Genomic DNA, 15,051 nt, shown 5'->3' on the forward strand with positions numbered 1-15,051 from the left:
ACTCTGAACACAGCCATATATATGTACCGCCACAGCATATTTCGAGATCGATTTACTGGGCACTCCAGGAATTCCCCTACTTGTTGTTGCGGGAATTACTTTGATGAGGAGTGCAACATGACATCGATACCTTTAGCTGCACCCGACACACCGGCTGCCGAAGAAATTCGCGCCAGACAAGCACTGGGACTTGAAGACGGCCCGGATATCGAAGCTTTTATTACCCAACCCACCGCTCAGGATCGACAGCGGTTCAAGGCTTTGCAACGAGCAACACCCACCGTCGCGCCCCCCCTGACCATCAATATGTACAAGGCAAAACGCATCAATGTTCAAATCGTCGACACCGTAAAAAGCTTGATGATCGGCAAGCCCCCGTTGATCCGTCATCTGGGCGGCGACGTACTGCGTCTCGCGTCCGAAGAGGAATTGCGTGCGACGCCTTCGGTATTTCTCCAGCGGATATTGAACGCGCCCCAGGCACAGGATCTGGCAGACCGGCTGCTCAAGAAACTCAAATGGTATGGCGCACACCCTGGCGAACAGACGCCGACGTCCGTACGCAATCAACTGATTTGCAAAGCCATATGCCTCTACTTTCAGGAGTCGTCGGCTGACGATTCGCAAGAACTCGCCGGCTTCCGCTGGGAAGACCCGGCACACTGGGGCAAAAGCTACCAAAGCCTGCGTAGCGATTTCGAACAGCACTTGCTGCGCACCCGGCGGCTCGCCAACCCCAAGGATGCGATATTACTGGCGCGGGTGTTCGAGACCCGCCTCTCAAAGGACTTCGCTGTGCGCGATATCCCGCCCGACCTTCCTTACAAAAGCTCGGTGGTGTGGGTGAACTTCATGCACGGCGTGCTGCTGGCCGATGAACTCGGCCTTGATCGATTGCAACCGCTGTCCTTTCAACAACTCGTCGACCTGCCCCTGACCCGGAGCGCCGAGGCCTCGCCCGAACAACTTGAGCAGATTACCCGACTGAGGATGGGGCCAGCGCTGGAGTGGGCGGTCTGCTGCGGTATCGTTCAGTCGCGAACACAATCCGATTACGATGAAGGCGATATGACGCGGGCGATGGCCGCTCTGGAAAGCCACAGCGAGAGCCTGAACAACGCCGTCATGACACTCGATTTGCCGCCCCCTGAAAGACTGAAGATGGCCAAACGGGTAAAGGATGATCTGTTTGGCGATGCCATGTTCGAATCGGACGGGCTCAAGTTGCTGCGTGATGAACCACCGAGCGCCTTGGGTTCCAAAGATATGCCCTCATTGAAGCTGCCAGGCCATGCATTCCTGGATATCTATGCCGATGGCCAATTCGATGACGCAAGCAAATGGTTTGTAACCCAATCCGATGGGAAAACACGAACCAGTCGCTGGATCAAAATCGACGACAAGCGAACCCTGCGTGATGAGGAGTTTCGCAAGGATCATCGGGGGATCGAAAGGCGTGTGTTTAGAAGATACGAGGGCAAGACGCTGCCTGATATCAACACGCAGTTTGCAACCGACTTCACAAACTACCTCTCGAAAATCAGGACGGCCTATCAGACTCTGATCGTCAGTCTGCTGACCTCGCTGCCACTGGCCGACCGCCAGGCCCTTGAGTGGGGTGACGTCCGCTTGCTGAGCCTGCGCCTGGAAGAAACACACATCCAATTATCGGGAGACATCCGGCCAAGAAAAGGCTTCGTTCTACAGGTGACACACAATCGTGAAATCACCTATTACGAACTGATCCCGAGTGCTGGCGTCATTCGTTGCCGACCCCACTTGAGGTACTCAACAGTCAACGGGGTTCGCACCACGTTTCCCTTGCACGCTTCAATCCCCGGACAAACATATACGGCTGAAGTCAGCACTTCTCTGCTTCTCGATTGGTCAGCGCACTTAAACGGCACGCGGCCTGCTGACAGGGCGTACTGCATAGCGATCCTCGGCGTGGTAGGTAACGTGCCCGCTGCTGTATCGCCAAGCGGAACGGACCGGGTATCCCGTTTGAATGCAGTGGCCCACTACATTGCAACGAACTTTCTGTACATAGATGAACGGCAGTTGCATACCCAAGCCCGCGGCATGACGGTATTCGACACCATCAGGGCCAGAAACCAACAACGGCGGGATACGTTCGTAGAATTGGCCAAAGGGTTTGTGCCCTTCTGGGGCAGTATTGAGGACCTTTTGTCGGGCAAAACCGACCGGATCCTCCTAGGCGCGATCGGACTCGTATTCGACCTTGCTTCATTCCTCAGTCCTATCGGGAAATTCATGTCGGGTTCGGTGCGTTTGATCAGGGCCGGGGCCACGGCCTCACGCATGACCGTCAAAGCAAGTCTGCCCTCCTTTTCAACGTTGACCCGAAAGCTGCTGACCGCCTCGCTGAAAAACCTGAACCCGCTGGACGGGGTTCCGACACTGCTCAAGACAATGGGCACCGGTGCGTGGAAAGGACTGTACACGGTGGGCCGCATGGGTGTTGGCGGGTTCAAAAAACTGACAGGACACGCCGACAGCTACCGACTGGTCCGCAACCTGCCCCAGACAACCGATCCGGGGCGCTGGAAACCGCTGACAAACAGCGATCGACTGGCAACGGTCAACGGCGTCGATGATGTACTTGTGCGCAATACCAACCCGTCGGACCTGACCCGATTCCACCCCGTCGACCCGGTGACGTCCTTGCCTTATGGCCCGCGCCTGAGCAATAACCACAGAAACTTCATGCGGGGCCGGTCAACCTTCAAGACGTTACCGCCTACCGAATCGCACACCCTGGTAGAACTCCCGGAATACGCCAAAATCCGTGAAGTACTTGAGGTCGATGGTCGAACCACACTGTTCGTCGATGACATTCCCTATCGTCTGGACGGCAACCAACTGCGCCGTGCCGACTTGATTGATGATCAGGCGATGTTCAGATCCTTGCCTTGCCGGGTACGGCGTAGCCCGCCGGTTGCCGATAAATGCATGACCACATTCGTCACCGCTGATCCGGCACCGACGCCGGCCATTGGCAGTTTTGATGAAAACAAAGGTTGGGCACCGTGGTTCGGAGACAGTATCTATACGCCAGCCACTGCGGATCGGGCGATGTTGCTTAATACCCTGAAGAATAAAAGACGGCTCCCGGCTACGGTGGCGTTCCAAAAAGGGATTTATGGGAGGATCAACGTGAGTATTCCCTACGGGACCCAGAATCAATTTGATACCTTCGAGGCCGGTGCCATCATCATCCCGGCGATAGACGATTCAAAGCACTATGTGTTCACCCGACTGGATGCCGGCAATTTTTATGTTGCCGAACTGGCACAAGGTCAAAGCATAAGAGACACGCTGAATCTCAAGAAAGCTTCCACATTGCCGGAAGATCTCAAAGCAGAATTGATGACTGTCTACACCGGATCGTTGAATGCCAACAATATGGCGAGGATTCACGGTACGGAAGCGGTGGAACGTGCGTTGAAAACAATGGAAGACATTGCCATTCCGATTGGCGGCCACGTGAACCCGCCCGATACGCTCAAGTTGCTCAAGGTCGATACCAGTCCAGGCGAAGCGGTGCTGTTCGATCACTCGACCCGAATGATTGTCACGGAGCTGCCGAAAGGTGCGACAAGCTGGTCGCGCAGCAAGGTCGCACCAGAAGCGCTCCGTCAAAGAACAGTGGAAATTTTCGATACATTGTTCCTTGAGCCGACCATTGTGCTGAACAAAGCCGACAGCGCATTGAGGATCGACAGGACGATGAAAAAGCTTCACAAGCTTATCCCTCGTGACCAGCGCTCGTTCAATCCTAGAAACATCGCCTATGCCGAGGTCGTTACCGCCACCGGGAAGCGGGAGGTTTATGTCAGTGTTTCGGGAGCGCAGGGGGCGACCGGACATCTGCCTTTGTTCAAGAAACATCCTGACGCAGATCAGGTCAAGGTAGGCGAAACGACCTACTTCAATGTTGACAAGAACGAAGTTTTTCCCAGCACATCACTACTTGTGTCTGATCAAGGCAAATTACTCGCTGTGCCAGCGACAATAAAAGATATTGATAACTATCGCCCGGCACTGACTCTCAAACCCACGTCACTGGACAGCGAAAGCAAGTTGATCAGCGTGATTCGCAAAAAATACCCCGATCCCGCATCGATCGAAACAGTTAATGTCGCCACCACCATGCCACCCTGCGAATCCTGTTCGGTTGCGGTCAAGGGATTCGGTTACGACGGTGGTGAAAATGCTCTGCACGTCACATGGCACTGATCTAATGTTGCTGCAAATGCCCATATAGTTTGGCGTACAAACCACCCTCGGCAATCAATTGCTGGTGGTCGCCATCCTCGGCAATTTGTCCGCCGTCGAACACTAGCACCCTGTCGGCCTGTTTCACGGCCGATAATCTGTGCGCAATGATCAGCGTGGTGCGGTTGCTCAGGAACCGCACCAGCGCCTGGTGCAGGTTGTATTCGGTGGCGGCATCCAGTGCCGAGGTGGCTTCGTCGAGGATCACTACCTTGGGCTCGGCCAACACCATCCGCGCAATGGCCAGGCGTTGGCGCTGCCCGCCGGACAAACGCACGCCGGAACGTCCGACGATGCTGTCCAGGCCATTGGGCAACTCACGAATCGTGGCGTGCAATTGCGCGATTTCCAGCGCTTGCCAGCAGGCTTCGTCACTGCGTTCACGGCCCATGGTCAGGTTGGCGCGCACGGTATCGTTGAACAGCGCCGGATGTTGCAGGACCACGGCGACGTTCTCCCGCACGGTTTCCAGGCCGATCTCTTGCTGGGTCGAACCACCGAAGCGGATCGTCCCGGCAAGCGGCGTGTACAGGCCCAGCAGCAACTGCACCAAGGTGCTTTTTCCGCCACCGCTGGCGCCGACAATCGCGACTTTTTCGCCGGGGGCGATCGACAGGTTCATCTGGTTCAACACCAGCTCGTCGCCGTAACCGAAACTCAATCCCTGGACTTCGATGCCCACGGTTTCGCGACCGTTGAACGGGTCGACACCGCCCGGGTATTCAGGCTCATCGGCCCGGGCCAGCAACTCGTTGATCCGCGATAGCGCGCCGCCGGCCGCGTAATAGGCGTACTGCAGATTCAGCAGCTGTTCCACCGGACCGATCATGAACCACAGGTAGCTGAACACCGCGAGCATCTGGCCGATGGACAGGTCGGAAAACAGCACGGTGAGCATCGCCGCCGCACGGAAAATATCGATGCCGAACTGGAACAGCAAGCCGCTGGCACGGTTCGACGCATCGGTTTTCCACTGCGAGTTCACCGCGTAATCGCGCACTTCCCGGGCGCGCTGACCCAAGCGCCCGAGGAAAAAACCCTGACGGTTGCCGGCACGCACTTCCTGAATGGAATCGAGGGTTTCGGTGAGTGCCTGGGTGAAACGCGAAGTGCTGTCGTTCTCGAGTTTCTTCAGGTGCTTGACCCGCTTGCCCAGCAGTACCGTGGCGTAGATCACCAGCGGGTTGAACAGCATGATCAGCAGCGCCAGCTTCCAGTGCATCCAGATCAGAATGCTCGCGGTGCCGACCAGGGTCAGCATGGCGACCAGGAAACGGCTGAGGGTTTCGCCGACGAATTTGTCCACCGTGTCCAGGTCGGTGACCAGATGCGTGGTCACTGTGCCGCTGCCCAGGCTTTCGTATTCGCCCAGGGAAATGCGCTTGAGCCGTTCGATCAGCCGTGTGCGAATTCGATACACGATGTCCTTGGCCAGTGCCGCAAACAACTTTGCCTGAACCACGTTGAAGAACAAGGCGCCACAACGTAGCAACAAGGTCACCAACAGCATCAGGCCGATGTAGCCCACCGCTTTCTGCCAGTCGTCGGGCAACGCGTGGTTCATGACTTTCAGTGCGGCGTCACCGTGGCCCAGCAGCACTTCGTCCACCAGCAACGGCAAGAGCAAGGGAATTGGCACGCTACACAAGGTTGCCAGCACGGCCACGCCGTTGGCGATCCACAGGGATTTTTTGTGATGCAGCGCCAGGCGACGGATTTCCGCCCAGCTCAGACGGTCGACACGTGTAGCGGTTGCGGTGTCGTCAGGCTGGTCATGCACAGGCAGCGCGCTCCAGCCAGCGGCCGAGCAACGGAGACAGTACGCTGAGCGGCTGATAGCCATTGGTCAACAGCGCCAATTGACCATTACGCTCAGCCAGCAAGGTAGGGAAACCGGCAATGCCCAGGTCCTGGACCCAGGTGAAATCGGCCGCCGTCGCGGCGTGCTGATCGGCACGGTCGAACGCGGCGGCGAACTCGATGCGCGGCAGACCGGCCTGCTCCGCCAGCTCCACCAGAACACTGGCGTGGGTGACGTCGCGCCCTTCGGCGTAAAACGCGTGCTGAATCAGCCCGAGCAGTTTCCACGCGCAATCCGGCGCCAGGCTGCGTGCGGTCACCAACGCCCGACAGGCAGGTTCGGTGTCGTAGACAAACCCGTCGGGCAACGCGCCTTCCAGCTTGAACGGTTGACCCGTGGCTTCGGTGACTGCTTGCCAATGCTCAAGGATGTAGCGCCGGGTGGTCGGTTCCAGCGCGGAACCGCTGCCGGTACGCAAACCGCCCACCACTAGGTGCACGTCCACCCCCGCTGCTTGCGCCTGCTCGACCAGCGCGTTGGCCACCGGCGCGAAGCCCCAGCACCAGGAACACATCGGGTCCATCACATAGAGCAGGCGTTGCGCAGACATGGTTCAAGCCTCGGAAGGAGTTTGCTTGTAGTTGTAGCCGATCGGGTGAGGCAGGTTGCGAGCCTTGGCCAGTTCGATCTGCTTTTGCCGGTCGATGGCACTGCGACGGGTCTTCTCGCTCAGCTTATCCCAGCAATGCGGGCAACTGATGCCGGCCACGTAGTGCTCGGATGTGCGGTCTTCGATGCTGATCGGGGTACGACAGGCATGACATTGATCGTAGTCGCCTTCGCTGAGGTCGTGGCGCACGGTCACGCGGTTATCGAACACGAAGCAGTCGCCCTGCCATTTGGTTTCTTCCTGCGGCACCTCTTCGAGGTACTTCAGAATGCCGCCCTTGAGGTGATAGACCTCGTCGAAACCCTGGCTGAGCATGTAGCTCGAGGCCTTTTCACAACGAATGCCGCCGGTGCAGAACATCGCGACTTTTTTGTGCACAGCCGGGTCGAAATTGGCTTTGATGTAGTCGGGGAATTCGCGAAAACTGGTGGTCTTCGGGTCGATGGCGCCTTCGAAGGTGCCGATCGAGACTTCGTAGTCGTTGCGGGTGTCGATCAACAGCACTTCCGGATCGCTGATCAGCGCGTTCCAGTTCTCTGGATCGACGTAGGTGCCGACCTTTTTGTTCGGGTCTACGCCTTCGACGCCGAGGGTGACGATTTCTTTCTTGAGTTTGACTTTGGTGCGATAGAACGGCTGGTCGTCGCAGTACGACTCTTTGTGGTCGATGTCGTCCATGCGCGGGTCGTTCTTGAGCCAGGCCATCAGCCCGTCAATGCCTTCGCGGCTGCCGGACACGGTGCCGTTGATGCCTTCTTCGGCGATCAGCAGCGTGCCTTTGATGCCGTTGTCGACCATCGCTTGCAGCAGTGGCTCGCGCAGGGCGACGTAATCTTCCAGGGTGACGAACTTATACAGTGCCGCCACGACAATCTGTTGTGTCATGGGTGATTCTCCAGGTGGCTACCCTCGTAAGGGGTGAACCGGATGCGAAAAAAAACGCGCCGGGTGAGCGGCGCGTTGCGGATTCTAGCAAAAACCGTGTGGTTTTAGGACTGCGATCTGTAAGGTCTGGCACAAACCCTGTGGTGAGGGGATTTATCCCCGTTGGGCTGCGAAGCAGCCCTGAAATATCAGCATCTACGAGGCGTGCCAGGCAAACCGAGTTGTCTGGTTTTACGACTGCTTCGCAGCCGAACGGGGATAAATCCCCTCGCCACAACAGCCCATCAGCCCATCAGCCCATCAGCCCTTCACATTAATGTTTGCTGCCACCGGCACAGGTCGGCGAGGCCGGAGCCGCGTCGATCTGTGCCCATTCCTCTGGCGTGTAGGTATGCAGCGCCAACGCATGGAACTCGCCCATCAGCTCGCCGAGCGTGCCGTAGACTTTCTGGTGACGCTTGACGCGGTTGAGCCCTTCGAACTGCTGGCTGACCACCACGGCCTTGAAGTGGGTCTGCAACCCACGGCTGTGCATGTGGCTTTCATCCAGCACTTGCAGATGCTGCGGCTGCAACAGGCCCAGCGTCGATTCGATGCGTTGTTGCATGGTCATACCGAACTCCGCTTAAGGCTTTTTCTTGGCAGGAGCGGCGGCGCCTTTAGGCTCCAGCTCGGCGGTCATATCAGCCAGCAGTTTGTTGACCACAGGCACGGCGCTTTCCAGCTTGGCTTGAGTCATCTGGGCCGATTGCTGAGTCAGCTGCGGCATTTTTTCCAGGACTTTCTTGCCCAGTGGCGACTGGTAGAACGCGACCAGGTCTTTCAGCTCGGATTCGCTGAAGTTGGTGGTGTAGAGCTTGACCATGTCTGGCTTCAGCTTGTCCCAGCCAATGGCTCGGTCCAGCGCGGCGTTGGCTTTGGCCTGGTAGGTTTCCAGCAAGGCCTTCTTCGATTCAGGGGCTTTGGTTTGTACAAAGCGCTGAGCGAACATTTGCTGCACTTGCATGTACACCGGAGTGCCCAATTTGTCAGCGTGCGCCAGAGTCAGGAAAGCTTCGGCACTGGCGTTGTGGCTGGCGGTATCGGCAAAAACAGGGCCGCTGGCGCAAACCAGTGCAACCGCGGTACAGATGGCACGAAGACGAGTCATCGAGTTTCCTTTTCTAGCAGGCGAGGTCATTACCCCAAGGGCGACCATTCTGCACCTAAAAAAGTGTGTCGCTCAACCCCAAGCCTTGTCTGGCCTGATTTAGAGGGGTTGAATGGTCAAAAAACAGACTGATGGAACCACGGCCGGCGATCACGGCCTAAACTGCGCTATCGACCTACAGGAGTGTGCATGATGAGCCGTATCGAAACCGACAGCCTTGGCCAGGTGGAAGTCCCGGATGAAGCCTACTGGGGCGCTCAGACGCAACGCTCACTGATTAACTTCGCCATCGGCAACGAAAAAATGCCGCTGGCGGTGCTGCATGCCCTGGCGCTGATCAAGAAAGCCGCGGCGCGGGTCAATGACCGCAACGGTGACCTGCCCGCCGACATCGCCCGGCTGATCGAGCAGGCCGCCGACGAAGTGCTCGACGGCAGCCATGACGACCAGTTCCCGCTGGTGGTCTGGCAGACCGGCAGCGGCACCCAGAGCAACATGAACGTCAACGAAGTGATCGCCGGTCGCGCCAACGAACTGGCCGGTAATGCTCGCGGTGGCAAGTCGCCCGTTCACCCTAACGATCACGTCAACCGCTCCCAGAGCTCCAACGACTGTTTCCCGACCGCCATGCACATCGCGGCAGCCCAGGCGGTGCAACAGCAATTGCTGCCGGCGATCAGCGAACTGTCGGGCGGATTGGCCGAGCTGTCCGCGCGGCACATGAAACTGGTCAAGACCGGCCGCACCCACATGATGGACGCGACGCCGATCACCTTCGGTCAGGAACTGTCGGCATTCATCGCGCAACTGGATTACGCCGAACGGGCGATCCGTAGCGCGCTGCCGGCCGTCTGTGAACTGGCCCAGGGCGGCACCGCGGTCGGCACAGGGCTGAATTCGCCCCACGGTTTTGGCGAAGCCATCGCTGCCGAGCTGGCCGCCCTCTCCGGCTTGCCGTTCGTCACCGCCCCCAACAAATTCGCCGCCCTGGCCGGCCATGAGCCGCTGACCACGCTGTCCGGCGCGCTGAAAACCCTCGCCGTGACCCTGATGAAAATCGCCAACGACCTGCGCCTGCTGGGCTCCGGGCCGCGAGCAGGCTTCGCCGAAGTCAAACTGCCGGCCAACGAACCAGGTAGTTCGATCATGCCGGGCAAGGTCAATCCGACTCAGTGCGAAGCCCTGTCGATGCTGGCGTGTCAGGTATTGGGCAACGACGTCGCCATCGGGTTTGCCGCGAGTCAGGGGCACCTGCAACTGAACGTGTTCAAACCGGTGATCATCCACAACCTGCTGCAATCAATTCGCTTGCTCGGCGATGGCTGCAGCAACTTCCAGCAGCATTGCATCGCCGGCCTGGAACCGGATGCAGAGAAAATGGCTGAACATCTGGAGCGTGGGTTGATGCTGGTGACAGCGCTGAATCCGCACATTGGTTATGACAAGTCGGCGGAAATCGCCAAAAAGGCTTACGCAGAAGGGCTGACCTTGCGTGAGGCGGCGTTGCAGTTGGGGTATCTGACGGATGAAGAGTTTGATGCGTGGGTAAGGCCGGAGAATATGCTTGAGGCCGGTGCCAAGGGCTGAGTTTTGTAGCGCCTGACAGTCAGCCATCGCGGGCAAGTCGGATCGCCGCACCGCTTGCTCCTACGGGTTTTGTGTCGATACCGGATATTTTGATCGACGCAAAACCTGTAGGAGCGAGCCTGCTCGCGATGAACGATAACGCGGTCTAACTGGCCGCCACCCGAACCCGCCGAGCCCTGAGCCCCGCAATCAACGACGGCCCCAACGCCACCAGCGCCGATCCCAGCACCACCAGCACCGCTCCGCCATAACCCAGACCATTGATCGTCTCGGCATGCACATACTCCGGCCACAACCACGCAGCCACTGCCACCGCAGCAAACGTCACCAACGGCGTAATCGCCAGTGTCGCACTGACCCGCGACGCCTCCCAATGCGCCAGAGCCTCAGCAAACGCGCCATAGGCGATCAGGGTGTTCATGCAGCACGCCAGCAATAGCCAGCCTTGCAGCGGGCTCAGTTGCAGCGCTTCCAGCGGATGCACCCACGGCGTCAGCAACAGCGCGCAGAACAGGTAGATCACCATCATTACCTGCAACGAATTCCACACCGTGAGCAATTGCTTCTGGCCCAAGGCGTAGAACGTCCAGACTGTGGACGCCAACAGCACCAGCAACACGCCGGCGGTGTAATCGCTCAGCGAGGTCAGCAACTCGGCCAGCCGCTGATTGAAAAACAGGCCAAAGCCGATCAACAGCACCAGCAGGCCAACCCCCTGCCCCACGCTGAACCGTTCCTTGAACACAAACAGACTGGCGATCAGCAACATGATCGGGCCCATCTGCACCACCAGTTGCGCGGTGCCGGGGCTCAGCAGGTTCAGGCCCATCAGGTACAACACGTAGTTGCCCACCAGGCCGAGCACCGCCATCACCACTAACCAGCCACCACGCGGCCCGAGCACCTTGCGGCTCGGCAGGCGTTTGGTCGCCGCCAGATAAATGAACAGGCAGCCGCCGGATACGATCAGGCGAAACCAGGTCACCGTGACCGGGTCCATCACCAGCAGCACTTGCTTGAGTTTGATTGGCAGGATTCCCCACAGCAGCGCGGTCACCAAGGCCAGGAACAGACCGTAAACCCAGCGACCCGATGAAATGTGCATTGCGAACCCCGCAGCCAAGTAGCAAGAACGGTCATTCTAGGCTTAGAGCTGTTCGGCACACAGGGACAGTTGGGCGTTGGCCGCGAATGAAACTGTGCAGGTCGCACCATTAAATTGGCGCTATGCCGTCGATCGGTTGGCCAGGCGTTACAAGTGGTTCATGCATAAGCTCATGGGATTCGCCAACAGGTACATTCCTCAGGAGATCGCCATGTACGGCAAGCGCGCCCAGGACAATGCCCCCGCCACTCACTTTCGCTGTGACCGGGTGTGTCGCGTGAATGGAGATTTATATTTCAGCACCCGGGAAAACACCCTTGAGGGGCCGTTTGAAAATCCGGAGAAGTTGGCGCGGGAGGTACAGGCTTACATTGAGCGGATGCTGGTTTTGCGGATGAGCCTGTAGACCGCGGCGCTGCCATCGCGAGCAGGCTCACTCCCACAGGGATCTGGTGTGCGACATAGATCCAATGTGGGAGTGAGCCAGCTCCGGGCGGCGATCCGACGATAGCGGTTAACCAGACAACACAATTCTTGCAGTCTTAACGCACCGCTTCAAACAACCCGGTCGCCCCCATCCCGCCACCCACACACATGGTGACGATGCCGTAACGCACGTTGCGGCGTTGCAATTCACGCACCAGATGCCCGACCTGACGCGAGCCGGTCATGCCGAACGGATGGCCGATGGAAATCGAGCCGCCATTGACGTTGTACTTGTCGTTATCGATCTCCAACCGAATGCGGCTGTACAGGCACTGGGATGCAAACGCTTCGTTGAGTTCCCACAGATCAATGTCGGAAATCCGCAAACCCTTGGCCTTGAGCAGCTTCGGCACCGAGAACACCGGGCCGATGCCCATTTCATCCGGCTCGCAACCGGCCACGGTGAAACCACGGAAGAACGCCTTGGGCTTCAACCCCAGTTGCAGTGCTTTTTCCAGGCTCATCACCAGCGTCATCGACGCGCCATCGGACAGCTGCGAAGAATTGCCCGCCGTCACCGAACCGTCTTCGGCAAACACCGGTTTCAATCCCGCCAGGCTTTCCAGAGTGGTGCCCGGGCGGTTGCAGTCATCGTGATCGACGATGCCGTCAAGGATCTGCACCTGACCGGTGGCCTTGTCTTCAACCCGATACTTCACCGCCATCGGCACGATTTCATCGTCAAACAATCTATCGGCCTGTGCCTGAGCGGTACGTTGCTGACTTTGCAGCGCGTACAGATCCTGTTCTTCACGAGTAACGTCGTAACGACGAGCGACGATTTCGGCGGTCTGCCCCATCGGGAAATAGATACCGGGCACCTGCTCTTTCAGCAGCGGGTTGATCAGGTTGTCGGTGTTGATGCTTTTCATGGTCAGGCTGATCGACTCGACGCCACCGGCGACGATGATGTCGCTGCAACCCGAGGCGATCTGATTGGCCGCAATGGCGATCGCTTGCAAGCCCGACGAGCAAAAGCGGTTGAGGGTCATGCCGGCAGTGCCGGTGCCCAGGCGCGACAGCACCGCGATGTTGCGTCCGATGTTGAAGCCCTGGCCCCCTTCGTTGGAACCGGCACCGACGATGCAGTCCTCGACGCTGGCCGGGTCGATGCCCGAGCGCGCCAGCAGTGCATTGACGCAATGGGCCGCCATGTCGTCCGGGCGGGTCAGGTTGAACTTGCCGCGAAAGGATTTGGCCAGGCCGGTCCGCACGCTGTCGACGATCACCACTTCACGCATGGCATACCTCATTGTTGTTGTCGGTTGGGAGTGGACCGAGCATAAGTCCACTGCATTACCGACCGCGACAATCATTCACCCCGCGTATGCGTAACCATCGCTCACTTCTTGTGCTGTTTCACTTTTCTGTCGTGCTTGTCGGACTTTTCGAAAGCCTCTTCCAGCGCCAGATTGATGGTGCGCAGGACTTTGACCCGCGCCCAGCGCTTGTCATTGGCTTCCACCAGCGTCCAGGGCGAGATCTCGGTGCTGGTGCGATCGACCATGTCACCAACCGCCGCGCGGTAGTCATCCCATTTATCACGATTGCGCCAGTCATCTTCAGTGATCTTGAAACGCTTGAAGGGAATTTCTTCCCGCGCCTGGAAGCGCTCCAGTTGTGTCTGCTTGTCGATGGCCAGCCAGAACTTGACCACGATCACCCCGGCCTCGGCGATCAGCTCTTCAAAGTCATTGATTTCACTGTAGGCCCGCAACCAGTCAGCCGGCGGGCAGAAGCCTTCGACGCGTTCCACCAGCACCCGCCCGTACCACGAACGATCGAACACCGTGAACTTGCCCTTGGCCGGGATGTGCCGCCAGAACCGCCACAGATAAGGCTGCGCACGTTCCTCTTCGGTGGGCGCGGCAATCGGCACGATGTTGTACTGGCGTGGATCGAGGGCTGCCGCAACCCGGCGGATCGCCCCGCCCTTGCCGGCCGCATCATTGCCCTCGAACACCGCCACCAAGGCGTGTCGACGCATACGTTTGTCGCGCATCAGGCCGGAGAATCGTGCCTGTTCGGTAATCAATTGTTCTTCGTAATCGTCCTTGTCCAGGTGCTGGGTCAAATCCAGGCTGTCGAGCAGGTTCAACTGATCGACATGGATGGGCAACGGCGCGGCATTGACCTTGGAAGGATTGACCTTGTGTCGCTTCAGGGCACTTTGCAGGCCTTCGAGCAGGATCTTGCCCACCGCCAGGCTGCGGTAATGAGGGTCCACCCCTTCGATCACATGCCAAGGCGCGTAGTCGCGGCTGGTACGGCGCAACACGCGTTCGCCGTATTTCACGAATTTGTCGTAGGTTTGCGATTGTTGCCAGTCCAGCGGACTGATGCGCCAACTGTGCAGCGGGTCATCCGCCAGGGCCTTGAGCCGCGCCTTCATTTGCTTCTTGGAGAGGTGGAACCAGAACTTGAAGATCAGCGCGCCTTCGTCGCAGAGCATTTTTTCAAAGCGCTCGGACTGGTTGATGACCTGATCCAGCACCGGGTCCTTGAACAAGCCATGAACCCGGCCTTGCAGCATCTGGCTGTACCAGTTGCCGAAGAAAATCCCCATGCGGCCCTTGGCCGGAAGCATCCGCCAGTAGCGCCAGGCCGGTGGCCGCGCCAGCTCTTCGTCGGTCTGCTGATCGAATGTGCGGACCTCGATCAGGCGTGGGTCCATCCATTCGTTGAGCAACTTGACCGTCTCGCCCTTGCCGGCGCCTTCGATGCCATTGATCAGAATGATCACCGGAAAGCGGCGCTGCTGGTGAAGTTCGAACTGCGCTTCGAGCAAGGCTTCGCGCAGGACCGGTTCTTCGGCGTCGTAGGTTTCTTTGTCGATGGCGTGACCGATTTCGGCGGATTCGAACATGGGACGGCTCCTTCCAGGGTTGAGCAAGACTAGCGGAAGTTAAAGGTTTGCGGTGATGCAAAAATGGCCGAAAGATCGCAGCCTGCGGCAGCTCCTACGTGGGATTGGCGTACAACCGTAGGAGCTGCCGCAGGCTGCGATCTTTTGCGGTCACCACCATTTTGAACAAGCACGCCATCCTGAGGCTTGCCTTGGATCAAGC

General features: G+C 58.4%; 11 protein-coding genes. 3 read left to right on the top strand and 8 right to left on the bottom strand.

Features of this window, described 5'->3' with window-relative positions; genetic code table 11:
- Positions 1–117 precede the first annotated feature (117 nt).
- Complete coding sequence (locus tag PMI27_RS15420) at positions 118–4,260, top strand: hypothetical protein (protein WP_008151208.1); 4,143 nt, start codon at positions 118–120, stop codon at positions 4,258–4,260.
- Between the two features lies 1 nt (position 4,261).
- On the opposite strand, the gene PMI27_RS15415 is transcribed toward PMI27_RS15420, so the two are convergent.
- The 5 genes from PMI27_RS15415 to PMI27_RS15395 all read right to left on the bottom strand — a co-directional run bounded on the left by PMI27_RS15415 (position 4,262) and on the right by PMI27_RS15395 (position 8,805).
- Positions 4,262–6,079, bottom strand: a complete 1,818-nt coding sequence (locus tag PMI27_RS15415; protein ID WP_008151210.1) for an ABC transporter ATP-binding protein — start codon at positions 6,077–6,079, stop codon at positions 4,262–4,264.
- Positions 6,072–6,674, bottom strand: coding sequence for a DsbA family protein (locus PMI27_RS15410; protein WP_177327861.1), 603 nt, complete (start codon positions 6,672–6,674; stop codon positions 6,072–6,074). Before PMI27_RS15410 ends, PMI27_RS15415 begins: the two co-directional genes overlap by 8 nt.
- A gap of 39 nt (positions 6,675–6,713) precedes the next feature.
- Positions 6,714–7,655, bottom strand: a complete 942-nt coding sequence (gene trhO, locus PMI27_RS15405; protein WP_008151214.1) for an oxygen-dependent tRNA uridine(34) hydroxylase TrhO — start codon at positions 7,653–7,655, stop codon at positions 6,714–6,716.
- Positions 7,656–7,968: 313 nt separating this feature from the next.
- Positions 7,969–8,268, bottom strand: coding sequence for a BolA family protein (locus PMI27_RS15400; RefSeq protein WP_008151216.1), 300 nt, complete (start codon positions 8,266–8,268; stop codon positions 7,969–7,971).
- Between the two features lie 12 nt (positions 8,269–8,280).
- Complete coding sequence (locus PMI27_RS15395; protein WP_008151219.1) at positions 8,281–8,805, bottom strand: DUF2059 domain-containing protein; 525 nt, start codon at positions 8,803–8,805, stop codon at positions 8,281–8,283.
- 192 nt (positions 8,806–8,997) lie between these two features.
- On the opposite strand from PMI27_RS15395, the gene PMI27_RS15390 reads away from it, so the two are divergent.
- Positions 8,998–10,392 carry a class II fumarate hydratase gene (locus tag PMI27_RS15390; protein WP_033053219.1) on the top strand — a complete coding sequence of 465 codons (1,395 nt, stop codon included), beginning with the start codon at positions 8,998–9,000 and terminating at the stop codon, positions 10,390–10,392.
- A gap of 145 nt (positions 10,393–10,537) precedes the next feature.
- Here PMI27_RS15390 and PMI27_RS15385 read toward each other — a convergent pair whose 3' ends face one another.
- Positions 10,538–11,497: a DMT family transporter gene (locus PMI27_RS15385; RefSeq protein WP_008151223.1), complete on the bottom strand. Its 960-nt coding sequence runs from the start codon at positions 11,495–11,497 to the stop codon at positions 10,538–10,540.
- 211 nt (positions 11,498–11,708) lie between these two features.
- Between PMI27_RS15385 and PMI27_RS15380 the strand changes: the two genes are divergently transcribed.
- Entirely contained in the window at positions 11,709–11,903 is a 195-nt protein-coding gene (locus PMI27_RS15380) for a DUF6316 family protein (protein WP_008151226.1), read from the top strand.
- Positions 11,904–12,039: 136 nt separating this feature from the next.
- Here the strand turns inward: PMI27_RS15380 and PMI27_RS15375 are convergent, their stop codons facing one another.
- Positions 12,040–13,224, bottom strand: a complete 1,185-nt coding sequence (locus PMI27_RS15375) for a thiolase family protein (RefSeq protein WP_008151229.1) — start codon at positions 13,222–13,224, stop codon at positions 12,040–12,042.
- A gap of 101 nt (positions 13,225–13,325) precedes the next feature.
- Positions 13,326–14,849, bottom strand: coding sequence for a polyphosphate:AMP phosphotransferase (gene pap, locus PMI27_RS15370; protein WP_008151231.1), 1,524 nt, complete (start codon positions 14,847–14,849; stop codon positions 13,326–13,328).
- Positions 14,850–15,051: the final 202 nt, after the last annotated feature.

The sequence above is a fragment of the Pseudomonas sp. GM41(2012) genome (genome assembly GCF_000282315.2).
In the GTDB taxonomy this organism is placed as follows: domain Bacteria; phylum Pseudomonadota; class Gammaproteobacteria; order Pseudomonadales; family Pseudomonadaceae; genus Aquipseudomonas.

Coding starts and splice junctions, on each gene's coding strand:
- PMI27_RS15395 (WP_008151219.1), bottom strand. CDS start 8,805: ATGACTCGTCTTCGTGCCATCTGTACCGCGGTTGCACTGGTTTGCGCC.
- pap (WP_008151231.1), bottom strand. CDS start 14,849: ATGTTCGAATCCGCCGAAATCGGTCACGCCATCGACAAAGAAACCTAC.
- PMI27_RS15375 (WP_008151229.1), bottom strand. CDS start 13,224: ATGCGTGAAGTGGTGATCGTCGACAGCGTGCGGACCGGCCTGGCCAAA.
- PMI27_RS15410 (WP_177327861.1), bottom strand. CDS start 6,674: ATGTGTTCCTGGTGCTGGGGCTTCGCGCCGGTGGCCAACGCGCTGGTC.
- PMI27_RS15420 (WP_008151208.1), top strand. CDS start 118: ATGACATCGATACCTTTAGCTGCACCCGACACACCGGCTGCCGAAGAA.
- PMI27_RS15390 (WP_033053219.1), top strand. CDS start 8,998: ATGAGCCGTATCGAAACCGACAGCCTTGGCCAGGTGGAAGTCCCGGAT.
- PMI27_RS15385 (WP_008151223.1), bottom strand. CDS start 11,497: ATGCACATTTCATCGGGTCGCTGGGTTTACGGTCTGTTCCTGGCCTTG.
- PMI27_RS15380 (WP_008151226.1), top strand. CDS start 11,709: ATGTACGGCAAGCGCGCCCAGGACAATGCCCCCGCCACTCACTTTCGC.
- PMI27_RS15400 (WP_008151216.1), bottom strand. CDS start 8,268: ATGACCATGCAACAACGCATCGAATCGACGCTGGGCCTGTTGCAGCCG.
- trhO (WP_008151214.1), bottom strand. CDS start 7,655: ATGACACAACAGATTGTCGTGGCGGCACTGTATAAGTTCGTCACCCTG.